Origin of the sequence: Desulfacinum hydrothermale DSM 13146 (assembly GCF_900176285.1) — a bacterium.
In the GTDB taxonomy this organism is placed as follows: domain Bacteria; phylum Desulfobacterota; class Syntrophobacteria; order Syntrophobacterales; family DSM-9756; genus Desulfacinum; species Desulfacinum hydrothermale.
On the sequence record NZ_FWXF01000014.1, the window covers coordinates 43,414 to 67,093 of the forward strand.

A 23,680-nucleotide genomic window follows, 5' to 3' on the forward strand; every position below is an offset into this window, starting at 1 on the left:
GACGCTGAACTCATTTGCCCCGGGCAAGATCTGTCAGATCCTCTCCCACGGCCTTGCGCCATTGCAGAAGAGCCAGTTGGGCGTCCACCTGCGCCTGGCTGTATTCCACCTGGGCTTGGAGCAGCGCCGCCTGGGCGTCCAAGACGTCGTTTATCGTGTTTTTCCCAGCCCGGTACTTGTCCTGCTCGATGCGAAGCGTCTCCTGGGCAACGTCCACGCTGGAGCGGGTGACCTGGAGGCGCTCGGCGCTGTCGGTCAGGCGTGCATGAGCGCGTTCCACCTCTTCACGGATCTGCAGTTCCACGCCCCGAAGGCGCTCCCGCGCCTGTCGTTCCCGAAGACGGGCCTGGCGAATGGACGCCCGCACGGCACCACCGCGAAAGAGCGGCAACGTGGCCTGGATCCCTGCCGCCCAGGTGTCTTCATGATCGATGGCACCCGAAGGGTCATCCTGCTCGTAAGGCAGGCCGTTTCGAAGCCCGTATCGGCCGAAGGCCTGGATGCTTGGAAAGACGTCGGCCAGAGCTGCTCGAATCTCCTGACGCGCCTGTTTCAGAGCCAGCTCGGCCGCTTTGTGTTCGGGACGCAGGCGCATGGCCCTGGTCACCCCCGTTTTGACGGGAGGAATGTGCAAAACCGGGGTCGTCAGGACCCCGGCGATGTCAAAAGCAGGGCGGTTGTCCAGATCCAGGCCCATCAAGCGCCCGAGAAAGACCCGCAGGACCCCACGGTCCGCTTTCAGTGCGGAGATTCTCTGGTCCAAGCTGGCCAGCCGCACCTGGATCTTCATGTGGTCGACCGGCGCCACTCGGCCCACTTCCAGCTGGTTCTGCACCAGTTCCTCCTGGGCCGCCAAGGCCCGGCGCGATCCCCAGGTGGCTTCCAGCACGCGGTCCAGCTGAAGGATCTTGTAATAGACAGATGCCACGTTCAAGGCCACGTCTTGGCGGGTGGCGTCAAAGCGCGACACCGCCTCCTGCTTGGCCAATTTCGCGATGCGCACCTGCGCCCACCGCCTCCCGCCTTCGAAAAGCGAAAGGCGACCCATCACCGCCGTATCCCACACGTCTCGGTCAAAAATGCCCGGTTCATTGTTGGCATGGACCGGGACCACCCGCTGCGGCTCTCCGTAACGACTGTAAGACGATGTCAGATCCAGCTCCGGGAAGAAGGCGGCCCGCCGCTTCACGATCTCTTGGTCGGCGGCTCCAATGCCCAGTTTCCGGTCCTGGATCTGTGGATTGTGAGCAAGGGCCTGGGCCACGCATTCCGACAAATCCCAAGCCGTGGACTGGGCGTATCCCGGACAGGCAAAGCCCATGAAAACCGTCAGACACAAGGTGAAAACTCCCAACATTCGCACCTTCCGATTGCCTCCTTGGCTGGACCGCCCCACAAAACGATAGGGCGGGCTGTTGCAATTGGGGGCGACCCGTCGAGCCGTCCCTCCACCCAACTTCCAAACGTCTTCACTTCCCTTAGGACAACCAGTGGGCGCTTCTTCCTTGCCGTCCCAAAGCCCATCGCAGGCAGGAAAGATCCGACCGGTCCGATCCCTGGCCCCCTAGCTGGAAAGAAACGGACGAACCATGAAATAGACCCCCAGCACGGCGATGGCACCACCGGCCGCCCGGCGAAGCCATTCGCTTCCTTGCTGAAACGCCCCGTTTGCCATCACCTTTCGGATGAAAGCGGTAAAGCTTCCAGCCACCGCGATGGGAAGACAATGGCCCAGCCCGAAAAAGAGGATGTAGCCCAAACCCGTCAGAACCTTCTTCTGGATGGTGATGACCGCCAGGATGGGAGCGATGAAGCCAAACGTGCAGGAACCCGACAGCACCCCGTAGGACAACCCCAGGACCAGAGCCCCCCACATACCTCGAAGCCGTAGCCTGCCCAACCGGGATCCCGGCAACCGGCAGCCCGGAACACCCATCATGTCGCAGGCCACCCAGAGCAAAACCAAGCCCACCAGAATCGTCCAGTAGGGACCCACGTCCCCCAACATCCGGCCCAGCATGGCGCACACGGCCCCGATGGCGGCGATGGTGATAAAAAGCCCCACCGTGAAGACCACCGCATACCGAGCCGCTTCGCGCGGCTGGAGGAGCCGCTTTTGGCCGGCCACATAGCTCACCACCAAAGGGATGGACGCCATGTGACAAGGACTCAGGGCCACCGCAACCATGCCCCACAGAAAACAGCCCAGGAAAGCCAAAGCCCCCTGGGCGTTCATCCACTGGTTGACGGCCAGAAAGAATGTATCCATGGCGCCGGCACCTCCGCCTCAATGCACACCCAGTTTGCGCAATACGTGTACAATGCTCTTCTTATCAAGAAACCCCACGTGACGAAAGACCTCACGGCCTTCCTTGTCGTAAAAGATCTGGGTGGGGATGGCTCGAATCCCGAACCGGGCGGCCGCCTCCCGGTTTTCCCACACATCGATGAAAAGGACCGCCGCCCGTCCTTCGTATTCCGTTTTCAGTTCGTCCAGGATGGGGGCCATCATCTTGCAAGGAATACATTTGTGCGCACCCAGATCCACCAAGGTGACCATCCCGGGCACCGGCACCTGGGCGGGCAGTCCGCCTTCGGCCGCAGCCGATCCCACCAGCGCAACGGCGAACCAAAGGATCACCAGCCCCCACTTCCACGCCTGTTTCATCTTTCGCCTCCTGCGCGCAAGCCCCACATAAGTACTGTATTCCCATATAGCGATTCCTTGGCAACGTGTCAACATCTTCCGTGCCTTGCCATGCCGGGGGACGCAAGGGATGGGAATGGAGTTTCTTGCCAGCCCACTCCCGCCATCCACCTGGGATCATAACGGCTTCCTTCGTTGTCACCCACTTCCCCCCGGGGGCTTAAGGCGCCTATGGAAAATAAGGCTCAAAGGGGGAAGATGAAGGGAGGTCTGTGCTCCCCTGGCAGCAGCCAGCTTTGGTTGGTTTTCACCTCGGAGCCTGTCCGAGAACGCCCAGATTACTCCCTGTGGGCTCCTGCGTTCGACCTGGCCAGGCCGTCGTAGGGCCGGGTTCAGAACCCGCCCCTACAAAGCTCAAGAAACATCACAAAGCACAGTTGCCCTGCATTTGTCAGAAAGGCCAAGAGGCCATTGTCAGACTAGCTCCCAGGCCCATGAAAGGCTTTTGTGATGAAGATCGATCCCCGGCATGGGATTCCGAGCAGGGGCGCGGCAGGCCGGTTCAAGGCCGCCCTTTACGGGACACGCGTCGAAAATGATAGCGTGTCGTCGCCACGGCCGCCGCCAGCAGTACGGCGTCTCGCAGCGCGGTCCAGGCCATGGAGGAAAGACCTCCGGATCCATGGCCGGAGGTGGAAAAACACCCGCAGTCGATGTCCAATCCACGGGCCCAATTGAAAACGACGGCAGCCAGGAAGACCGTGAGAAGCCCGTCCGCTGCCAGCAGGGCCCCGATAGCCCAAACGCCCGTCACGAGACACACGCCCACCATGGCCTCCATCCAGGGAAGGACCAGGGCCACAGCGTTGACGGCCCATTCCGGCAGGATTTGGTATTGGAAGACCACCTGGGCAAAGTCCCATGGATGAAGGATCTTGTCGTAGGAGGCGTAGAGAAAAACGAGTCCGAGAAAAACCCTTCCCGCCATGTGGAGGCCCCGGCCCAGCGTCCAGCCTCCGGTTTCGGTTCCACCGTCATGGGGTTTCACCGCCCGGCTCCCAGCCCCTCCCACCTGGTCATCACCGTTACACGACAGTTCGCACAGCAGCGACCCATGCCCGCACGGGCTCGTTTCCAGCTCCACCACCGGGTGATCGATCCCGTAACGATCATGGAGTCTTTCCCGGACCGTGCGCTTGATGACCTCCGCCCCACTGAGCGGCTGATCCTCCACCACCAAGTGGCAGGAGAAGGCAACACTCGAACCGCCCACACTCCACGCATGCAGATAGTGGGCGTTCACAACACCGGGAATCCGTTCAATATCCTCCTTGACCTGCGCGATGTCCAGCCCATGGGGTGCCGCGTTCATCAGCACCCCCACCGCTTCCCGCAAGATGTCCCAGCAGTTTTTCAGGATGAAAAGGACGATCAAAAGGGACAGGGCAGGATCCAACCAGTTCCACGGCTTGATCGTCAGGACCGCCCCGTTGACGAGCACGGCCACCGAGGTGAGGAAGTCGCCGAGCATGTGGACAAAGGCGCCCCGCACATTGAGGCTGTGGGACGCGTCCTTATGAAGCAACCAGGCGGAAAAGCCGTTTCCCACCACCCCCACCCCCGCCAGGGCGATCACCCACAGACCGGAGACGGGTTCCGGATGCCGGAGACGGTGGAGCGCTTCCCACGCGATGTAGCCCGACGCACCCAGCAGGAGCCCCACATTCACGAGCGCCGCCAGAACCTCCGCCCGCCGAAACCCGAACGTGTGGCGGACCGTGGCACCCCTTTGCGCGATCACGAAAGCCGCATAGGCGACCACTAGTGCGGCAAAGTCACTGAAATTGTGGGTGGCGTCGGAAAGGAGGGCCACGCTGTTGGCCAGAATCCCGCCGGCCACCTGGGCCGTAGGAATGGCCAGGTTCAGGAGCATGACGCCCAGAAGGCGCCGTCCCGAGGCGGCATCCACCGGCGGATGGTGGTGGCCCAAGTGGCCGTGGTCGTGGCCGCATCCCTCGTGACCGTCACCTGGGTCCGCGGCCTTCGTCATCTTCAACGGTTCCGGTTCATGCATCGTTTGCACCGCCTGCGCCATGACCCCTCTTCTTTTCTATGGCAACGGCCAACCCCGGCGTCTCTCGACACCGCGCCTGGGACGGCCGCGGCCCTCGCGCGTTCAATCGTCAGCGCCCGTCGGGAGCCCCGCCTCGATCCAGACCGTCCAGCCATTTACCAGAACGCGCACGTTTTGGTAGCCCATGGCCGCGAGAGCCACGGCCACTTCCCGGCTGAGACCGCAGCCTTCCCCATCACAGTATGTGATGATGAGCTGTTCCTTTGCCACGTTGGAAAGGACCCTCGGCGCCGCCTCATCGAACATCATCCACGGCAAATTGACCGCGCCCAGGATGTGTCCTTCGCGGTACGTTTCCGGATCGCGCGCATCCACAAAAAGCGCCTCACCCGAGAAAAAGGCCGCCCGGGCTTCCTCCAGTGAAACAACCGAAAGAGCACCCTTCTCGGCTTCCACGCCCCCGCTCGCCTTCCAATCTCCCACCCATGGAAGCGGATGGGGCCTCCGCCAATTGACCGTCGCCGCCAAGGTCACCGCCGCCACCACCAGTGCCAGGGTCTGCAGGAATCCTTGAGTCAGGCGTTCTTGCATGTCTATTTTAGAAGGCTTCAAGGTGCATCCTTTGGTTTGCGGGTCTCCCGCCGGAGGCCCTCGGCTACCAAGACCATGGCTTTCCGGCCTTTTTATTGAATTCCCACCACTTGAAGTTCCACCGTACCCTGTGGGTGGCGCCATGGGAGTTCTGAGACAGCCTCGCAGGGCGGGTTCGAAACCCGCCCCTATCTGCTCCGAAGCCAGGCCGCCAGCACCTACCCGCCCAGTAACCCCAACCTTTCGTCCGCGCAAGATGGGAGCCACCTGGCCGCTCTCGAACAAGCTAGCCGGTCCAGCGGCCGCCCGTGACGCCGCGATGCGTCGTCGGCCCTGCCGCCCACCCGATTCCAGGCCCCGTCAGGCTTCTTTCCCTGGGAACCAATGGGTGGTCTTCAGGCAAATCTTGACCAGCATGAGCATCACCGGCACCTCGATGAGCACCCCCACCACCGTGGCCAAAGCCGCTCCCGACGAGAGGCCGAAAAGAAGAGTCGCCGTGGCGATGGCCACCTCGAAGTGGTTGGACGCGCCGATCATGGCCGAAGGGGCCGCATCTTCATATTTGAGTTTGAGCAGCCGTGCAAGCCCGTAGGTCACCCAGAAGATGAGATTGGTCTGGATGAATAGAGGGATGGCGATCCACAGGATGGTGAGCGGATTGGCCACGATCACGTCGCCCTTGAAGGAAAAGAGAAGCACCAGGGTCACCAGCAAAGCGATGATGGTGATGGGCGTGAGCACATGGAGGAATTTCTCCTCAAACCACGCCTCACCTTTGGCCTGGATGATCAGCTTCCTGGAAAGATAGCCCGCGGCCAAGGGCAGGGCCACGTAGACCCCGATGGACAACACCAAGGCCTGCCAGGGCACGGGAAGCCGCCCCACGCCCAGAAGGAAGCCCCCCAGCGGACCATAGAGAAGGAGCATGGTCAGGCTGTTGATGGCCACCATCACCAGGGTGAGTCCGTCGTTTCCCCGGGCCAGATAGCCCCAGACCAGGACCATGGCCGTGCACGGAGCGATCCCCAACAGGATGCAGCCCGCCAGATAGCTCCGCCACAAGGGCACTTGAAGCATCTTCATGCCTTCGTGCATCACCACGGTGCCCACACCGTGGGTGGCTCCCACCGGCAGATTGAGCCCCAGGGGCATCTTCACGTAATCCACGGCTTCAGGACCGATGAGCCCTTTGAGCGCATAGCCCAGGAAGAACAACGAGATGCCGTACATGGTGAACGGCTTGATCGCCCAGTTGGCAAAAAGAGTGAGGGCCACCGGCTTGCCGCTCTTTCCCGCCTTCACCACTTCACCGAAGTCGATCTTCACCATGATGGGATACATCATGAAAAAGAGACAGACCGCAATGGGGATGGACACCACCGGCGCCTCGCCCACATAGATGGCCATGCCGTCCAAGGTGCGGGCAACCTCCGGGGCCACCCGCCCCAGCAGGATGCCCGCCGCAATGCAGAGAATCACCCAGAGCGAAAGGTAGCGCTCGAAAACCGTCAGTCCGCGGCCTCCCTTCTTCTTTCCTGCCGCTTCCGATGCCATCTTTTCCTCCTTGGGCATTCGCTGGATTGCCGGAACCCTATTCCTGCTTTTTCATACCTGCCAGATGCCCATGCCGACCCATCGGGCCCCCAAAGCCTGGCTTGAAATGAGACGTTGCATGTTCTTGCCGTCACTAAATCAGTTGTATATCGTCTGCCTTCTATATGGCGCACCCCCTTCACCTGTCAAGACATGGGGGCGCACTGCACATTTTCGGTTGGCCGACCGATTTTTCGATAAACCATCTTGACAGGGCGCCACTATATTGCCATAGTGGAATATGTAAGACAACCACAATCGGCCGGCCCCAACAGCGGGCCAAAGCACCCAACAAGGAGGACACGGTCATGGCTCGAGCGGAAACAAGTCGCATGGATTTTTCTATTGAGGAGGCCTCCATGGAGGAACAGGAAAAAAGCAAAATCGAGTGGCGCGACATCTGGAAGCCTCTCAGCCTCATCGTGGGAACCTTTTTGGTCCTTTTCTATCTTCCCATAGAAAGTGAGCGCTTCCGAGTCGCCGTTCTGGAATCGCTGGCTCTCGCCAAGTGGTACGCTCAGGAGCACGTGCTGTTGTGCCTGGTGCCCGCCTTTTTCATTGCGGGTGCCATTGCCTGTTTCGTTTCCCAGGCGGCGGTGATGAAGTATCTGGGAGCGGGGGCCAAGAAGGTTTTGGCCTACGGCGTGGCTTCGGTCTCCGGCAGCATCCTGGCGGTCTGTTCCTGCACGGTGCTGCCTCTCTTTGCCGGGATCTGGAAGCGCGGAGCGGGCCTGGGCCCGGCCATCGCCTTTCTTTATTCGGGGCCGGCCATCAACATCCTGGCCATCGTGCTCACCGCCCGCATCCTGGGACTGCCCTTGGGGATCGCCCGCGCGGTGGGGGCCATCGCCTTCAGCATCATCATCGGGCTGGCCATGCACTTCTTTTTCCGGGAAGAGGAAGAGGCCAAGGCGGCCGCGGCGCTTCACATGCCCGCGCCGGAGGTGGAGCGCCCCCTGTGGCAGAACGTGGTGTACTTTGCCTCCATGGTGGGGCTTCTCATCTTCGCCACATGGGGAAAGTCCACATCTCCGGTGGGCCTCTGGAACGCCATCTACGCCATCAAATGGTACCTTGCGGGCGCCTTTGCCCTGCTCTTGGGCGTGCTCCTGGTCTTGTGGTTCCGTGTGAAGGCCTACAAGATCGCCCTTTCGGCCGCAGTGGTCATCGCTCTCGCCTACACGTTTCCCCATGAACCGCTCATCGCCTTTTCCGCCGGCATCATCGCCTTGGTGATCTGCATCACCACCACCCGGGGAGAGACGGAAGACTGGTTCCTTTCCACGTGGGATTTCACCAAGCAGATCACACCGCTGCTCTTCGCGGGGGTGCTGGCTGCCGGCCTTCTTTTGGGGCGACCCGGCGGGGCCGAAGGGATCATCCCGTCGCGTTGGGTGAGCGGACTGGTGGGCGGCAATTCCCTGGGAGCCAACCTTTTTGCCGCCGTGGTGGGGGCCTTCATGTACTTCGCCACACTCACCGAGGTTCCCATCCTGCAGGGGCTCATCGGAGCGGGCATGGGCAAAGGCCCGGCTCTGGCCTTGCTCCTGGCCGGTCCGGCCCTGAGTCTGCCCAATATGCTCGTGATCCGCAGCGTCATGGGAACCAAGAAAACGTTCGTTTTCGTCTGCCTCGTGGTGGTCATGTCCACCATCGCCGGCCTGATCTTTGGTGCGTATTTCTAGGCAATAACCCAGGAAACACCGCCAAGCTCAAGGAACGCCCATGTGTGGGGAGCCAATCCGGCTCCTCACCTTGGCGTTTTGGGGGAACTGTCTTCGGCTGGTGGCCCATCAGCGGCCATGGTCAAGATCTGTGGCGACACAGGAAGCGGCGCATCGTTCGTGACGCCCCAGATCAACGGGACCCCAACCCCTGGAATAGCACAACACGCGCCTCGCAGCCTCTGAGAACGATTCTGTGGGGTCCGTCGCTGCAGAGAATTCTTTCAAGGTGAGCGCCAGGAACCCCACCCTGGAGCCGGCTTTCAGGCGGGCGCAATCTCCCGCACCACGTGGGCGAACGCATGGGCCAGTTCGGCAACCGATCGGGCCAGCAGACGGCCATCGAAGGGGGGCAGACCGTTGGGAGCGGGCCGCGGCGGCACCCTCGCCATGAGCTCCGCCAGGCACGCTTCCCGAGGCACCACCAACGATCCCAGGTACCGCCCCCACCGACTGGAAAGCAGCACCTCGTGCAGGCGGTCCGTCCTGGAATCGGAAAAAAACCGAAGCAAGGTGGCCTGCCAGTAGAGACAGCGCCGCACGCCCCGTTCGGCGGGCACGTGGCGTGGCAGCGCCACCTGGAGCAAGCGTCGAAAATAACGCGGCGCCGGATGGGTCCGCCACAGGCCGTGGCGCACTCCATCCAGCAGCCGGCAGAACCCATCTTCCGGACCCACCAGGGGGATCCACTGGGCTTCCAGCTGCCCTTCCAGCCACAGGTGGCAGGACTTGGGTTTCAGCCGGTAGTAGCGGCACGGTCCGAAAGGGGGTTCGCTGTAGTAGGCCACCAGCCCGTGCCAGTAGGCGTCCGCCAACAGATGGCTCATGAATCCCATCAGCCAGGAGGCATAGGAGCGATCCCCTTTCGCCTGGCTCTGCCGCAGGAGATTTCGACAGACCTGCGCCCCCGCCTCCCCCTGATAACGGTGAAGGCGTCTTCCCACGCGTGACAGAGTGAACCGGGGTATGTCATAGAAGAGGGTGTCCGGCATGACGGCACCTAGCAAGAAGGACACCCTGTCCAGTGGGAAATACCTGGCGTCTTGACCGGCGTTCAACAGCCCGGCGGCTTCCCGAGCCAGCAGCATGTGAAAGCGTTCTTTGGGCATGGAGGTGTGTTTGTCTCCCGTACGTCGGCTCTTTCCAAAAGACCGGGCCCAACTGGCCTGGTGTCTCTACGACTGGGCCAATTCCGCCTTCGCCACCAGCGTCTTGGCCGTCTTTCTTCCCATCTACTTCGCCCGGGTCGTTGTTCCCCCCCAGGGCGTGACCTTACCGATCTTCGGCTTGGCTTGGCACACGGAAGCTTCTTCTTTGTGGGCCTATACCGTCTCTGCGTCCGTCCTGGCGGTGATCGTCCCTGCCCCTTTGGTGGGAAGACTTGCCGATGAGAAGGCCGCGCGCAAGAGCTTTCTTCTTCTGTGCGCCTCGGCCGGTGCCTTGAGCACCGCGTCTCTGTGGGCTTGCGGGCCGGGGGACGTCTTCCAGACCCTGGCCACCTTTGCCTTGGCTTACATCGCCTTCAGCACTTCCGAGGTGTTCTACAATGCCTATCTGCCCCACATCGCCCTTCCGGCGGCCCGGGATTGGTTGTCCGGGCTGGGTTACGCCTATGGATACGTGGGCGGAGGTCTCCTTCTGGCTTTGCATCTTTGGGCCCTGGCCCACCGGTCCTTCTTGGGGTTTGAAAATGCACCCGCCTTGATCCGCACCTTTTTCCTTTCGGTGGGCATCTGGTGGGCGGTCTTTTCGCTTCCTTGTCTTTTCTGGCTCCCCCCAGGACGCCGCGGACAGGCCCCAAAGACCGCGCCGTCCTCCCATCCGTTCTCCAAGGCTTCCTTGGCCGTTTACCGGGAAATCACCTCGTTTCCCGGTGCCCTCCTCATGGTCTGCGCCTATTTCTTTTTCAACAACGGCATTCAAACCGTCATCGCCATGGCCTCCATGTACGGAGCCACGGCTCTTCAGTTGGAAACGACCGACATCGCCCTCGCCTTCCTCATCACCCAGGCGGTGGCCTTCCCCGGCGCGGTTCTGCTCAGTCGGCTGGCCGAACAATGGGGCACCAAACGGATTCTTCTCGCCTCCATCGGCCTGTGGTGCGGCATTGTGATGGCCGCCTACCGGGTCCAAAGCGCTTTCCAGTTCCAAGTCCTTGCCGCATGGGTGGGATTTATTCTGGGCGGAAGCCAGGCCCTCAGCCGCTCCCTGTTCAGCCGCCTCATCCCGCAGGGACGAAGCGCGCAGTTTTTCGGATTCTTCACCGTAGGCGGCAAATTCTCGGCGCTTCTGGGCCCCTTTTTCTTCGGTCTCGTCCATGACATCACGGGGCGCCCTCGCTGGGCCATCCTCAGCGTTCTCTTCTTCTTCCTGATGGGCTTCGGGCTCCTGTGGCGCGTTCCCTCCCAGGAAGAACACTCTGTCCTCAGCTCCTGATCCGGGATGCAATGGATGATGCTCGGCGGCATACCGCCTGCCGAACAAAGGGAGAGTCCCCGGCTTTTGCGCATAGGGGCCATTGGGTTAAAAGCCCGTCAGAAGAACCGTCCGCGTTCCACCCGGGCCCGAAAGGCTTCGATGGCTTCCGGGATGAGCCGTCGTACAAAGGAGGATCGATCCGCCTCAAATGTTTTCTGGAACTCCGGGTAGCGCGGGTGTCGGTCGGCAAGTGCAGGAGTCTGGTTCTGCTGATGAGCGAATCGCTCATCGAAGTGCTCGATGAGCTCCAGGATGGGGATCGTCCCACTCGCATCCTCTTCCACCCATCCCAGGCGCCGCATGCACTCGAAGCGGATTCTGTCCAGCAGAAACAAGGCGCGATCGATCACGCCGATCTTTTCGTTCGGGGCCAGTGCATCCATGTTCGGCTTTTCCTGGCCCGTCACCACGGCGAGAACCACCGACTGGATCGCCACGTGGGAGGCCTCTCCGGTCTCAACCAGGGCGGCGAGAACGGGGTCCGGCAGGTCCCGGATGGCCGTCCTTTCGTCAAAGACGCCCCCAAAGCGCCTTTCCCAAAGTCTAAAAGCACGCCGCGCCAAAACCTTCTTGCGTCCTTCGTCCAGGGCAATGATCTGTGCCACGATCCCCTTCCCTTCCCGCATGCGCTCTTCGCGCGGGTCAGAAGACGTCAGCCGAAAAACGGTAAATCTCCGTCCCGCTCCGCCGCCAGGCATCTTCTGACAGTCCCGCCTTTTTACAGGTCCACGAAAGGAATTGTTCCTTGTCCCAGCCGTGTTCCACCGCCACCTGCGGCAACAGCAACCCGCTCATAAACCCCTTGCGCACCACGAGCCCATGGCGACCGACCTCAAAGTCCATGGGATCCGTCATGCGCTCCAGGGGCGTGAGCGCGGAAATCTCCAGGTCCACTTCGGGCAGCTCCTCCGCCCGAAGCGGAGGAAAGCGCGGATCCGAAAGGGCCGCTTGCACGGCCGCCTCCCGGACCGTCTCCCACAGCGGCCGGCGCCCTTCCACATATCCGATGCACCCCCGAAGCATTCCTTTCTTGTGCAGGCTGACAAAGGCACCACGTTTTTCCTGAAGCCGATGGGAGTCCAACCGAAGACGGGGCGACTCCTCCCCCAGGAGCTTGTGGCGAAGGGCCTGGAGCGCGATCCTTTTCAGTTCCTCCCTTTCGGATTCCGAAAGTCCCAGATCCAGGCCGGCGCGCACCCTCTTTTCAACCATGGCGTTCCTCCCTGTGCGACCCCTCGGCCTGATCCTCAAAAAGCGCAGCGGCCATGTAGCCCACCACGCCACGCGTATCGCCGGTCACATCTCCCGAGTTGGCATAGTGCAGGACCCGGGCCGCAGTGGCCCCCAGGGCCCGGGCCGCATAGAGGACCGATACCATGGGGCCGGCGCCGCACGCCTCGCATTCCCGCCGCTGAAGGGCCGCATGGAGCGCATCGGGTTGGAAGCGCTCCACCAGTTCCAACACTCGGCCGTCCAGGCGTTTTGCCTCGTCGTAGCTGTAGTAGTGGGAAAGATCGGTACTGGCCACCAGCAGCACCTCCCGATCGCCGATGACTTGGGCCAAGGCCTCTGCCATGGCCCGGCAGTCCGAAGAACTCACATCGCCCAACAGGATGGGCGTGAGGCGAAAATCTTTCAGGACCACCTGCAGGAAGGGCAGCTGGATCTCCAGGGAGTGTTCCTGGGCGTGCGCCTGGGGCACATAACTGAAAAGATCCTTCCTTTCCAAAAGCCCGTCCACCACGTCCCGGTCCAGCGGCACCACTCCCAGCGGGGTCCGGTACCCCCCCAGATGGTAGATGCTGGCTCCGTGAAAATAGGCCCGGTGACTGGGCGCCACAACCACCACCCTGGAAAAGGGCCTGTCTTCCAAAAGCTTATAGGCATGGGCCGCCACGGGCCCCGAATACATGTATCCCGCGTGCGGAGCGATGAGTCCCACCAAACGTCCCTTGAGGTTCGGCACCCGAGCCCGGCTCAGATAGCCGCGTATCTCCCGGGTCAACCGTTCCGGATTGCCCGGATACCATGTCCCTGCGATCACCGATTCTCGGATCTTTTCGGCTGCCATGGCCACCCCCTCGAACCTGGATCCTCTCTTTCTTGCATCCTTCCCGCGCGGCTTTATAATGGCCCCCCGGACGCAAGAAGGAAAGTTTGACGACCGAAAACACTACCCGGGCGCTTGTGGGCCAACATGCAGACGGCCTCGGCCATCCCTGCCGTCCGTCTCAACAGTTTGGGATCTCTCGCATCCCCTCCCACTCTTCCGAGCAGGTGGTGCTTGGCGGCTCCCCGGCAGGAACTGGCTGAGCCATCCTTCCACCCGTTCCCGGAGGGTGCCCGCGAAGGAGCAATTCTGTTGTGGAAAATCGCGCTCAACTGGAGAACATCGCCGTTGTTTTGCATCGACCCCATTTTCCGGAAAATATCGGAGCAGCCGCTCGTGCCGCCAAGAACATGGGCATCCACCGTCTGGTGGTGGTGGATCCCCTGGACTGCGATCTGACCCGGATCCTCAAGATGGCCACGCACGCCGCTGAAGACGTGGTCGCCCAGATGGAAGTCCATGACGATCTTCGCGACGCGCTAGCACCCTTCCAGTATATCATCGGCACCACGGCCCGAACAGGATCCCATCGCCGCACGGTGATGGATCCGCGGCAGGTAGCCGAACAAGTGGTGGATCTCAGCCACAACAACCAGGTAGCCCTTCTTTTCGGCCCCGAAAACCGAGGTCTTGCCAATCGCGAGCTGAAATACTGCCACTGCCTGGTTTCCATTCCCACCTGCGATGCCTTCAGCTCCCTCAATCTGGCACAAGCCGTCATGGTGATGGTCTACGAAATCTTTCGGGCCGGGGCCACCATGCCAGAAAGATTCACGCCCAAGTTGGCCTCCAGCTACGAACTGGAGGCCATGTACGATCACCTGAAGGAAACCCTCACCAAGATCCACTTTGTGAACCCGGAAAACCCGGACTACTGGATGCAAAGTCTCCGGCGCTTTTTCAGCAGGATCGGGCTCCAAGCCCGGGAAGTCAAGATCATTCGGGGTATCTGCCGCCAAATCGACTGGTATTGCGGCCGCCACGACGCCCATGCCCAATCCCGGGGCTCCGGGTCAAAGAGCCCTTAGGAGGCTGTCCCACCATGGCCGTTTAGCCTTTGGGTGGATTTCCAACCGGTTGCAATTCCACCGTCCCCTGTGCCTCTTTTAAGCCTTGTAGGGGCGGGTTCGGACCCCGCCCCTACTGCCGAAAGGCCAGGCCGGCACAACGGGCCCGGCTGCCGGCCCCGGCCTTCTGTCCGCACAAGCTCCTGAACCCCCACAAACGGGCACCGCGCGGGGGGCATCGACCTCACGGCAGGCGGAACCATCTTCGGCACAGCCCGCCCAATCTTGGAAGCAGGCAAGGGCTGCCGTTCCGCAAATCTATTTGACTTGCCTTCGCGGCTTGACTAGATTCTGAGTGTTTGTGAAACCTTTCTTTCCTTCTCCCCACGGCACACGGAGGTTCATCATGCAAGGCGCAATGGGTGATCAGGTGGTCGTATCGGGTATCAACCGCGGACTTCTCAAGAAAGGCTCCATCGCTCTGCTCGTCCTTCTGGTTCTGGGAGCTCTAGTCCTTTTTTCCACACCCGCAAAGTACTATTTTCGCTCGGAACACGAGGGATTGAGCCTTTGCAAGGGACGACTCTGGGGGTTCATCGGTTCCTCCGTGGAAGGCTACGAGCTCATTCCCGTCTCCGCTCCGGCCGCCCAGGAGTTGGTGGGAAAGCCCTATGACAGTGTGGAGGCCGCCCTGGCCGAGCTGCGGCCCATTGTGGAAACCGCCGCCATGGAGGGACTGGCCGCCGTTGCCCCCCAGGAAAAGGCGTTGGCCGACGCCTATAAAACGGTGCTGCCCAATGTGGAAGGGGCCGTCTTACTGGGCGTTGGAGACTACCAGGTCCGTGCAAAAGCCATGGCTCGCTGGATGGAGGCCGTGGCGGGAGCCCACTGAGGAACCCGTCCGGCAACGGCCTTTCAGCCTTTTGGTGGATTTCTAACTGGTTGAAATTCCACTGTTCTCTTTGGTTCTTTTTGAGTCGGGGCGGGTTCGGAACCCGCCCCGACGGCTTACAGGACAGGCCGGCAGCATGTGGCTGCCAGGCAGCCCCCACCGCCGGTCGGCACGCGAGGGAACCCACCTCTTCGTTCTGAGACAGCCTTCCAAGGCGTCGGTCACGGCCGATGTGCCGCTACTCCAAAATCCTTTCCAGCCATCGGCCCAGAGGGTGCTTTGGGCGCACGCACATGTTCGGGAACGAAAGCCACCTTGGCGAGGGTCCCTTCTTCAAGCAGCGAGTGTGGCTGCGCACACGCGGTTGCGACCGCTTCTTTTGGCTTCATAGAGCGCTTCATCGGCCGCCTGGATGAGTTGATCCACGCCCAAACCTTTCCGGCCCACCACGGTGCCGGCGCTCAAGGTCACGTGGATTTCGGCGCCTTCGGCGCGGATGGTCTCAGCGGCCACCGCCGCACGGATCCTTTCGGCAATTCGGGAAAGGATCTCTTCATCCACCTTTGGCAGAAGGACCAGGAACTCTTCGCCCCCGAACCGACCCACCACATCGTAGGATCGCACCACGGAGGTCATGATCTCCGCGGTTCTTCGTAGGACCACGTCACCGGCCAAGTGCCCATGGGTATCGTTGATCTTTTTGAAATGGTCGATATCGATCATGATCAGGCCCATGGACTGGCCTTCCCGCGCACTGCGATCCAGTTCCTCGTGCAACCGCTCCATGGTGGCTCCCCGGTTGTAGACCCTCGTTAAGGGATCCCGTGTCGCCTGGAAATGGAGCGCCTCTTTGGCCTCCACCAGTTCTTGGTGCAACTGGATGATCCGTTTGCCGATGCCGACGCGCACCTGGAGTTCGCTGGGGTCAAACGGCTTGACCATGTAGTCGTCGGCACCGGCCTCCAACCCGGAAATGATCTCCTCCCTGGAGGTCTTGGCGGTGAGCAGGATGAGGTACAGGTATCGGTCGCTGCTGGACAGCTCCGAGCGGACCCGGCGACAAATCTCCACCCCGTCCATACCCGGCATGACCCAGTCCAACACGGCCAGCCGCGGAGCGTTCTCCGAATTCAGGATCGCCCATGCCTCATCACCGGACGCTGCCGTCATGGTCGCATAGCCCCAACGGCTCAGCATGGCCCCCAACATCTTCCGTGTGGTGGCGTCATCGTCTGCCAGCAAAATTTTCATGCCTTGCCTCTGTGTACGGTTCCTAGAAACTGGATGCCTCCGTTTCCGTCCCGGTGTCTGTCACATACCGTTCCAAGCGTTCCGCTTCTCTTCGAACTTCTTCCAGTCCCGCCTCCACCCGTTCGGGGTCGCCCTCCGCGGCCGCATGTTCCACCTGCAGGGCGCAGTGACTGAGGCCCTTGGCGGAAACGTTGGCGGCGGACCCCTTCAAAGTGTGGGCGGATCGTTTGACGTTCTCCATGTCACCGGACTGAAGCCCTTCTCGCATTTCTTGCAGCCTTTGGGGGAGTTCTTCCACAAAGTCCTCTAGGATCTCCCAAGCCAATTCCATATCACCTGCCAGCCGATCCACCAATTCATCCCAATCCAAGACATCCCGCTTTTCCCCGACGCTGCCGGGTGATTTGGGAACCGACGCCGGGCTCGGATCCTTCGCGCAGGTCTCGATCCGGGGCGCAGATCTGGCCTTTTCCGCCTGTCGCGCAATGGCCGCCTGCAGTTCTTCCAGGCGAATGGGTTTGGCAACATAGTCGTCCATACCCGCTTCCAGGCACCTCTCCCGGTCGCCCGCCTCGGCATGGGCCGTCATGGCGATGATGGGTATCCGGTGATTCAACACCTTGGAGGACTCATCACGGATGATCCGGGTTGTCTCAAACCCGTCCATCTCCGGCATTTGAACGTCCACAAGGAGCAGATCGAACTCTTCACGTTCCAGACGATCGATGGCTTCCCGGCCGTTGTTGACAACCTCCGCTTCATAGCCCAGTTTCCGCAAGGACCCCACAGCCACCTTCTGGTTGATCGGGTTGTCTTCGGCCAGAAGGATTCTGAACCTGCGTTTCCACTGCGCGCCTTGTTCCGACTTGACAGAGACCCCTTCCCCGTGCGGTTGATCACTGCTTCCGGTCTCCGGCCCACCCCGCAAGGCGGCCTCCAATCTCACATAGCGAACGGGCTTTCGCAGGACCCCGTCAACCGTCCCTTCCTTTACCAGGCGATCCGCCTGGACCTGGGAAAGGGCGGGCACGAGCAACAAAACACGGGTGGAGGCGCACAGGGGTTCGGATCGGACGATCCGGGCAAGGGTTTCGCCATCCATATCCTGGAGATGCAGGTCGGCGAGAACCGCCTGGAACGCGCCCGGCCCGTGGCCCACGGACCGCAGTCTGTCCAGCGCGGCTTTGCCGCTTTCCACCTCATCGCAAACAAAGCCCAAGCGATGCAGCATTTCCACGAGGCTAAGACGCAGGCTGGCGTTGTTGGCGGCGATCAGGACCCTTTCTCTGGGGCCTCCGTCAACGGGAGCCTGGACCATCCGCTCTTCTTTTTCCGATGCGGCCTGTTTTTCAAAGACAGCGGTGAACCAGAAGGTGGAGCCCTTGCCTTCCTCGCTATCGACTCCCATCTGTCCCTTCATTCGTTCCGCCAGTTTCTTGCTGATGGCCAGTCCCAGGCCCGTGCCGCCATATTTTCGGGTCACCGAGGCATCGGCTTGAGAAAAGGCCTGAAAGATAAGGCCCAGACGGTCTTTGGGGATGCCGATTCCGGTATCTTCCACCGCAAAGTGGACCTTCACCTCCTCGCGCGACTCTTCCACCTGGGTCACTCGCACAAACACTTCACCTGTTTCCGTGAATTTGATGGCGTTGCCAACGAGGTTCATGATGATCTGCCGGAGCCTGGACGGATCCCCTTGAACCTCCAGGCAGACATGCCGGTCAATAACACAACCGATTTCCAGGCCCTTTTCGTGGGCGCGCACGGCCACCGTTTCGATCACATCCTCCACCAGGTCGCGCAGGTCAAAGGGAACCGATTCCAGCTCGATGTGGTCGGCCTCAATCTTGGAAAAGTCCAGGATGTCGTTGATGATGTCCAGCAAGGCCTCGCTGCTCTTCTGGATGATTTCCACATACTCCCGCTGCACCGACGACAGGTTCGTGTCCATGAGCAGGCGGGCCATGCCCATGATACCGTTCATGGGCGTGCGTATTTCGTGGCTCATGTTCGCCAGGAATTGGCTTTTGGCCTGGTTGGCCACTTCGGCCTCCACGGCCAGTCGGTTGGCGTGGGCGATGGCCGCTTCCAGCTGCTCATTGGTATCCTCCACCGTGGCCAGGGCCTTTCGCAGATCGCTTTCCACCCTTTTGCTGTCGGTCACGTCCACCGCCGTGCAGATGATCCACTCCACCTGACCGTCGTCGCCCAACTTGGGGGTCCGTGTGACCGCCAGGAGTCGGTCCTCTCCCTCCGCGTTCTGATGCCACTCCTCCGTTCGGATTGTTCGTGCTTCAGAAAAGACCAGCTCGTTGACGGCGATGGCTTCCTGGGCCCCGTCCCAGCTCATCCATCGATCCAGGGTGGTTCCCGCGATATGGTCCACCTCCGCGCCCACAAACCGGGCAAAGGCTCGGTTGACCGTTCCCAGGGTGCGTGGATCGGTAAGATACCAGACCTGGGCGTCCACGTTGTCCAGAAGCAGCTCCAGCTCATCCGTTTTGGCCTGGAGCTGGGTCCTGCGCTTTCCGATGACACGGCTCATGCGCCCGATGGCTTCCGCCACGGCATCCAGTTCCTCGATGCCCGTCTGGCCATGCTCGGGGATTTCTTCAAAGCGGCCCACGGTCACGTAGCCCAAGGTATCCGCAATCCCCCCCAGAGGCTGGATCACCGCCCGCTGCAGCCGCCTATTGGAGTCAAAAACGGCCAAAGCCACAAAGAACCCGAAGCATCCGATGGAGACGACGGCGATGAGCGCCAGATAATACGCCAGTTCTTTCACGGGCGTGGCCGTGACCACCACCCACCCCGCTCGGGGCACGGGATTGGCCGCCGCCACATACAAGGTGCCGTCTATCCAGTGGAATCCGGACACCGATCCTCCGGCCTTCTGCACCCGCCGGAGAATCTCCATATTCCCCACCGCCTTTTGCATCCTGGTGGAGTCTCCAGCGGGATACGCCAGCAGTGTACCGAATTGATCCGCAACAAACACAAGCGCACCGGGACTTTGGGCGGCCTTCACCGTTTCCGCCCGATCCCGGACGACGGAAAGGTTCAGTTCCGCGGCCAGCAAGCCCCCCGACAAAAGAGCTCGGGCCACGTTGACCGTCAGTTTTCCTGTTTGCCAGGAAATATACGGCCTGGAGACTTGATCCAACATAACAGGATTATTGAGCATTTCCTGTGCCCGAGCGACGAACGTTTCCTGGGAGTCCGAGTCGGGAACGGCCGAAACCAGCTTGCCGTAGGTATCGAACCAGACGATGCGCTCGAAGTAGGGCATGGAAAAATAGAGTTTTTCCATGTAGGGGATGATTTTGTCGGGATCCGGTTCCACAAAAAGGGTCAGCGGCTTCAAAGTGTCCAGGGCCTGCTGTACGTAGTTTTCAAGGGCAAGGGCCGTGGTCCTGGAGGCCAATATCTGGGAGCGGAGGGCCGTTCGGTATTGGAAGTATCCCGCTGCCGACAATCCCAGCACCAATAGAATGGCCACCGCCCCGAAGACTCTCGGCACCACGTATTTCCACAGAACCTGTTCCAGCCGCCGGCTCTTCATCCCATCTCCCCAAAACGTTCATGTGCGTCGTCTGAAGACTCACCCGACTCAGAAGGAGTCGGCAGATCGTCCATCTCTTTCCATCTTATCGGCCGCAGAATCGGAATCCTTAAGGCCTTCTTTGTTTTGAAATCCCTTTCGAGCAGGGCTGTGTTTTTTTAGGGGTGTATCACAACGAGAAGCAGGGGATATTTATTGGGGATCCGTGTAAACCTTCCCGCCGGTCTCAAAATCCAAGAGACGCCGAACGGGGTGAGCACCATGTCATCCGAGAAGGCCTATCCTTGCTCACGCATACCCCATGGTTCATGACGACTTTCCTATTTCCTTTTCATGGCTATCCGCCGCGGCTGCGAACGGATTGGAAGGGTCCAGGAAGCGACAGGCCAGGAGTCGGTCCAACTCTTGAACCCGCTTTCGCTCCGGGTCATGTCGGCGAACCCATCCGGGCAGGACGGAAGAGGCGGCCAAGGCGTGCCAGTGGGTGACAAGCCACCAATCTTTCACTTCCAGTTGCAGAACCCGTGCAAAAGACGCCAGTTGCAAGACCCGCTCAAGGCGGTCGGGTTCCCTCCCGGCCGCTCGTTCCATTTCCCATCTCATGGCCTGCGTCAGGAACCGCTGAACCCGGCCCCATTTGCCACGCAGCCCCCAATCGTCAAGGGATCGGCGGAGGGTTTGCAACCGAGCGGCCATCATGCGGTACTGGAAGGTCCCATCGCCGGATCGCGCCGCATCGCTGTCGTCCTGGGCGGCCGTGACAAAGGATTCCAACACCTCCAGGGCTTCCTGTTCCAGTACACGCCGAATGGAATCTTGCACATCCGCAGGCAGCGGGATCCCCCATTGGCGAAGGGACCATAGTAGGGACTTGTTGGCATGGAAGTAGCGCCGTTGGAACTGCGTGTAGAAGCTCAGGGAGTCCCGCGCCAAGTGCCGTGCCACCCGAAGGCGCGGTTCTTCCAGGATATCGGTCAAAGACAGGCTCTCTTCTCCCAAGATCTGATCCACGGCGCGCACGAGCCCGGAGGTCCCTTCTTCCGCTCCCCGCCTCAACGCACTGAGCAGCCGGTCCCAATCCCCCGGGGAACGGAGTGCCGCTGTGGAGCAACGAAACTCAAGCCCGCCGAAATGGATCAAGGCCAACAGAACCCTTTCCCGCCGTCCGGTCCTGCGATCCGTTACGGTTCCCAGCCCCGCTTGGCAGGGCACGGGAAGTTCGCACACGCTGAGCTGCTGTTCGGGCTCGTAGGAATAGCTGAGGATGAAAGGACGGCAGTCTTCTTTGAGAGCCATGGCCTCCATGGCGATACTGGCCGCCACCTGGCGGGCCGAAACCGCCTGCGGCTTCACGAGCCGCTCATAGACCTGGGCCCCTGTTGCGTATTCCTCCCGATTGCTCTCGGCCGCTCCCAGTCTCCTCACGAAGTCGGCTTCCAGGTCCCGCCCACCCGTCCAGCGCATGAGCTCCAGGGCCCGGCAGGCATGGGACAGGATGATGCGGGTCTCAATACCGCTCACATCGTCGAAAAACCAGCCGCAGGAGGTGAACATGAACATGGCCGCTCGCTGCATCTCCAGCAGCTCCAGAAGAAGGCGGCGCTCGTCGGCATTCAGGTCCCGTCTCTGGTGTCTTCGGATGAAGGAAAGCGCCTCCCCTTCCCGATCCAGGACAACGCGGATGTAGTCGTTTCGAGCGGCCCAGGGATCCCACACCAGCGGGGCCAGGCTCCTTTCAAAGTGAAGTGCCATCTCATCGCGCAGCCAATTCAAAGCCTCACGGAGCGGCCCCCGCCACTTTTGATTCCAGCCCGGGTGCGCCCCCGTACTGCATCCGCAGTCCCGCTGCCAGCGGCCCAGTCCGTGGGCGCAGCTCCAGGCGCTGTCCCCGGCGATGTCCACTTCCGCCCGGACAGGAAAACGCTTCAGGAAGGCTCCGTAGGGGATCACCTGAATAGCGCTGTCCGCCTCCAACGCCTGGAAGGCCGCCGCCAGCGCCATGTCTCCGAATTTGAAGTGATGTCCGTAGGATTCACCGTCCGTGGCCGCATGGACCAACCACGGTTCCCCTTCGCGCACCTGGCTTCTTTCAAAGGCCTCCCGAAGGGCCCCCACCAGCTTGGAACTGTGCTCCAACAACCCCTCGAAAGCGATCCCCCGGGCGATCGTTCCATCGTAAAAGAAGATGGCCAGATCCTTGCCATTGGGACAGGCATACCGATACGCCCGGCCGGTGGGGATGGAGCCGTCGGAAACCTCATACCACGGGCCTTCTTGATCCAGGAAACGCCATCGGGCCGCCTGGTGGGGAGCCAGGATGGTAAACTTCACGCCATTTTCGGCCATGATCCCAAGGCTTTCCGCGTCCACCGCCGTTTCCGGCAGCCACATGCCTTCCGGCGGGCGACCGAAGCGGTGGCGGAAGTCTTCGATCCCCCACCGGATCTGGGTTTCCTTGTCGCGGCGGTTGGCCAGTGGCAAGATCATATGGTTGTAGGCCTGAGCCAGGGCGTTTCCCGAACCGTCCCAACGGTCCCTGGTTCGCCGATCGGCTTCCACCAGTCTTTCCACCACCCAGGGCTCATTCGCGGCCAGCCACTGGAGCAGGGTGGGGCCGAAATTGAAACTCAGGTCCTGATAATTGTTTCGAATGTGAAGAACGCGGTTCTTGTCATCCACCAGGCGGGCGGCCCCGTTGGGGCGATAGCATTCCTGGGTGATCCGCTGGTTCCAGTCGTGGTCCGGTTCGGCGCTGGGCTCCCTGCCCACCGCCTCCAGCCAGGGATTTTCCCTGGGAGGCTGGTAGAAATGCCCGTGCAGGCAGACAAAACGCGTGGTGCTGGATTCATTTTCCTTTCCCATGGTGCTCGGACCCCTCCTCCGTCTCAGCCATTGGCTCTTCGTGAGCCTTCAGGATCTGCAGGGCGGCCTGATACACCTCTTTTCGGCGCACCTGGTATCGCTCGCATACCCGCCCCACGGCGCTCTTCAAACGGAACCCCTCCGCCAGTAGGAGCTGCTCCAATTCTTCCAGCCAGGCGCCCTCTTCCCGTTCCGAAGCGGGCTCTGGAGCCCCTTCCACCACCAGGCTGATCTCTCCCCGCACCCCGCATTCGAAGTGGTCCAGGGCCTCCCGGACGGTTCCCCGGAACACCTCTTCGTGGATCTTGGTGAGTTCGCGGGCCACCGCGATCCTTCGATCACCCCAATGGTCGAGGATGTCCCGAAGCGTTCTGAGGAGCCGTCCCGGTGCTTCGTAGAGGATGCGGGTCATGGGAAGGTGGGCGTAGGTCTCAAAGAATCTTTTCCTGCGGCCTCCCTTTGGAGGGGCAAAGCCCAAAAAGGCGAAGGGATGGGTGGGCAGGCCGGAGACCACCAGAGCCGCCAGGGCCGCACTGGGGCCCGGTACGGCCGCCACCGGAAGGCCCCGCTCCAGCGCCATGGCAATCAATTCCCCACCCGGATCGGACACCGCCGGCGTTCCCGCGTCCGTCACCAGGGCCAGATCGTCGCCCTCTTCCAGCCGCTGGACCAGTCGCGCCAGTCGTTGGCGGGAGCTGTGCGCGTGGCAACTCTCCAGCGGGGTGTGGATCTCGTGGCGAGAAAGAAGCTTGCGGGTATGACGTGTGTCCTCGGCCGCGATGGCCGCTACGCGCCGAAGCACGTCCAAGGCCCGAAGACTGATATCTTCCAGATTGCCGATGGGTGTGGCCACCACATAGAGCGTTCCTTTTCCCTGCGTCACGAA

General features: G+C 61.3%; 18 protein-coding genes. 4 read left to right on the plus strand and 14 right to left on the minus strand.

What is annotated here, in order from left to right:
* Positions 1 to 10: 10 nt before the first annotated feature.
* The 6 genes from B9A12_RS11990 to arsB all read right to left on the minus strand — a co-directional run bounded on the left by B9A12_RS11990 (position 11) and on the right by arsB (position 6,869).
* A complete protein-coding gene (locus tag B9A12_RS11990) occupies positions 11 to 1,357 on the minus strand; it encodes a TolC family protein (RefSeq protein WP_084058140.1) in 1,347 nt (448 codons plus the stop codon).
* Between the two features lie 207 nt (positions 1,358 to 1,564).
* Positions 1,565 to 2,269, minus strand: a complete 705-nt coding sequence (locus tag B9A12_RS11995; RefSeq protein ID WP_084058141.1) for a cytochrome c biogenesis CcdA family protein — start codon at positions 2,267 to 2,269, stop codon at positions 1,565 to 1,567.
* A gap of 18 nt (positions 2,270 to 2,287) precedes the next feature.
* A complete protein-coding gene (locus B9A12_RS12000) occupies positions 2,288 to 2,668 on the minus strand; it encodes a thioredoxin family protein (RefSeq protein WP_084058142.1) in 381 nt (126 codons plus the stop codon).
* Positions 2,669 to 3,209: 541 nt separating this feature from the next.
* Complete coding sequence (locus B9A12_RS12005) at positions 3,210 to 4,742, minus strand: cation diffusion facilitator family transporter (RefSeq protein WP_084058143.1); 1,533 nt, start codon at positions 4,740 to 4,742, stop codon at positions 3,210 to 3,212.
* 81 nt (positions 4,743 to 4,823) lie between these two features.
* On the minus strand, positions 4,824 to 5,333 hold the full coding sequence (locus tag B9A12_RS12010) for a rhodanese-like domain-containing protein (RefSeq protein WP_170920575.1): 510 nt from the start codon (positions 5,331 to 5,333) through the stop codon (positions 4,824 to 4,826).
* A gap of 339 nt (positions 5,334 to 5,672) precedes the next feature.
* Positions 5,673 to 6,869 (minus strand): ACR3 family arsenite efflux transporter, encoded by a 1,197-nt coding sequence (gene arsB, locus B9A12_RS12015; RefSeq protein ID WP_084058199.1) that lies wholly within the window; start codon positions 6,867 to 6,869, stop codon positions 5,673 to 5,675.
* A gap of 422 nt (positions 6,870 to 7,291) precedes the next feature.
* Between arsB and B9A12_RS12020 the strand changes: the two genes are divergently transcribed.
* Positions 7,292 to 8,593, plus strand: coding sequence for a permease (locus B9A12_RS12020; RefSeq protein ID WP_084058201.1), 1,302 nt, complete (start codon positions 7,292 to 7,294; stop codon positions 8,591 to 8,593).
* 302 nt (positions 8,594 to 8,895) lie between these two features.
* Here B9A12_RS12020 and B9A12_RS12025 read toward each other — a convergent pair whose 3' ends face one another.
* Entirely contained in the window at positions 8,896 to 9,741 is an 846-nt protein-coding gene (locus B9A12_RS12025; protein ID WP_084058145.1) for a zinc dependent phospholipase C family protein, read from the minus strand.
* Between the two features lie 10 nt (positions 9,742 to 9,751).
* Here B9A12_RS12025 and B9A12_RS12030 point away from each other — a divergent pair, with 10 nt between their 5' ends.
* Complete coding sequence (locus B9A12_RS12030; RefSeq protein WP_170920576.1) at positions 9,752 to 11,068, plus strand: MFS transporter; 1,317 nt, start codon at positions 9,752 to 9,754, stop codon at positions 11,066 to 11,068.
* A gap of 98 nt (positions 11,069 to 11,166) precedes the next feature.
* On the opposite strand, the gene B9A12_RS12035 is transcribed toward B9A12_RS12030, so the two are convergent.
* The 3 genes from B9A12_RS12035 to amrB are packed head-to-tail and all read right to left on the minus strand — an operon-like array spanning position 11,167 to position 13,181.
* Positions 11,167 to 11,715: a hypothetical protein gene (locus tag B9A12_RS12035; protein WP_139796614.1), complete on the minus strand. Its 549-nt coding sequence runs from the start codon at positions 11,713 to 11,715 to the stop codon at positions 11,167 to 11,169.
* Between the two features lie 37 nt (positions 11,716 to 11,752).
* Complete coding sequence (gene amrA, locus B9A12_RS12040) at positions 11,753 to 12,322, minus strand: AmmeMemoRadiSam system protein A (protein WP_084058148.1); 570 nt, start codon at positions 12,320 to 12,322, stop codon at positions 11,753 to 11,755.
* Entirely contained in the window at positions 12,315 to 13,181 is an 867-nt protein-coding gene (gene amrB, locus B9A12_RS12045; protein ID WP_084058202.1) for an AmmeMemoRadiSam system protein B, read from the minus strand. Before amrB ends, amrA begins: the two co-directional genes overlap by 8 nt.
* A 293-nt stretch (positions 13,182 to 13,474) precedes the next feature.
* Between amrB and B9A12_RS12050 the strand changes: the two genes are divergently transcribed.
* Positions 13,475 to 14,248: an RNA methyltransferase gene (locus B9A12_RS12050; RefSeq protein WP_084058149.1), complete on the plus strand. Its 774-nt coding sequence runs from the start codon at positions 13,475 to 13,477 to the stop codon at positions 14,246 to 14,248.
* 385 nt (positions 14,249 to 14,633) lie between these two features.
* Complete coding sequence (locus tag B9A12_RS12055) at positions 14,634 to 15,119, plus strand: hypothetical protein (protein ID WP_084058150.1); 486 nt, start codon at positions 14,634 to 14,636, stop codon at positions 15,117 to 15,119.
* Between the two features lie 333 nt (positions 15,120 to 15,452).
* Here the strand turns inward: B9A12_RS12055 and B9A12_RS12060 are convergent, their stop codons facing one another.
* The 4 genes from B9A12_RS12060 to rsmI form a co-directional block, all read right to left on the minus strand.
* The gene (locus B9A12_RS12060) at positions 15,453 to 16,370 is read right to left on the minus strand and encodes a GGDEF domain-containing response regulator (protein WP_084058151.1); all 918 of its coding nucleotides are present in this window, start codon (positions 16,368 to 16,370) and stop codon (positions 15,453 to 15,455) included.
* A 22-nt stretch (positions 16,371 to 16,392) separates the two neighbouring features.
* Positions 16,393 to 19,932: a response regulator gene (locus B9A12_RS12065; protein ID WP_084058152.1), complete on the minus strand. Its 3,540-nt coding sequence runs from the start codon at positions 19,930 to 19,932 to the stop codon at positions 16,393 to 16,395.
* Positions 19,933 to 20,238: 306 nt separating this feature from the next.
* Positions 20,239 to 22,794, minus strand: coding sequence for a DUF3536 domain-containing protein (locus B9A12_RS12070; protein WP_084058153.1), 2,556 nt, complete (start codon positions 22,792 to 22,794; stop codon positions 20,239 to 20,241).
* Positions 22,778 to 23,677: a 16S rRNA (cytidine(1402)-2'-O)-methyltransferase gene (gene rsmI / locus B9A12_RS12075; protein ID WP_084058155.1), complete on the minus strand. Its 900-nt coding sequence runs from the start codon at positions 23,675 to 23,677 to the stop codon at positions 22,778 to 22,780. Before rsmI ends, B9A12_RS12070 begins: the two co-directional genes overlap by 17 nt.
* Between the last annotated feature and the right edge of the window lie 3 nt (positions 23,678 to 23,680).

What these genes read in the sequence shown, in the direction of transcription:
- B9A12_RS12000 (WP_084058142.1), bottom strand. Translation starts at nt 2,668, where the DNA reads ATGAAACAGGCGTGGAAGTGGGGGCTGGTGATCCTTTGGTTCGCCGTT.
- B9A12_RS12055 (WP_084058150.1), top strand. Translation starts at nt 14,634, where the DNA reads ATGCAAGGCGCAATGGGTGATCAGGTGGTCGTATCGGGTATCAACCGC.
- amrB (WP_084058202.1), bottom strand. Translation starts at nt 13,181, where the DNA reads ATGGCAGCCGAAAAGATCCGAGAATCGGTGATCGCAGGGACATGGTAT.
- B9A12_RS11995 (WP_084058141.1), bottom strand. Translation starts at nt 2,269, where the DNA reads ATGGATACATTCTTTCTGGCCGTCAACCAGTGGATGAACGCCCAGGGG.
- B9A12_RS12025 (WP_084058145.1), bottom strand. Translation starts at nt 9,741, where the DNA reads ATGCCCAAAGAACGCTTTCACATGCTGCTGGCTCGGGAAGCCGCCGGG.
- B9A12_RS12070 (WP_084058153.1), bottom strand. Translation starts at nt 22,794, where the DNA reads ATGGGAAAGGAAAATGAATCCAGCACCACGCGTTTTGTCTGCCTGCAC.
- amrA (WP_084058148.1), bottom strand. Translation starts at nt 12,322, where the DNA reads ATGGTTGAAAAGAGGGTGCGCGCCGGCCTGGATCTGGGACTTTCGGAA.
- arsB (WP_084058199.1), bottom strand. Translation starts at nt 6,869, where the DNA reads ATGGCATCGGAAGCGGCAGGAAAGAAGAAGGGAGGCCGCGGACTGACG.
- B9A12_RS11990 (WP_084058140.1), bottom strand. Translation starts at nt 1,357, where the DNA reads ATGTTGGGAGTTTTCACCTTGTGTCTGACGGTTTTCATGGGCTTTGCC.
- B9A12_RS12065 (WP_084058152.1), bottom strand. Translation starts at nt 19,932, where the DNA reads ATGAAGAGCCGGCGGCTGGAACAGGTTCTGTGGAAATACGTGGTGCCG.
- B9A12_RS12060 (WP_084058151.1), bottom strand. Translation starts at nt 16,370, where the DNA reads ATGAAAATTTTGCTGGCAGACGATGACGCCACCACACGGAAGATGTTG.
- B9A12_RS12005 (WP_084058143.1), bottom strand. Translation starts at nt 4,742, where the DNA reads ATGGCGCAGGCGGTGCAAACGATGCATGAACCGGAACCGTTGAAGATG.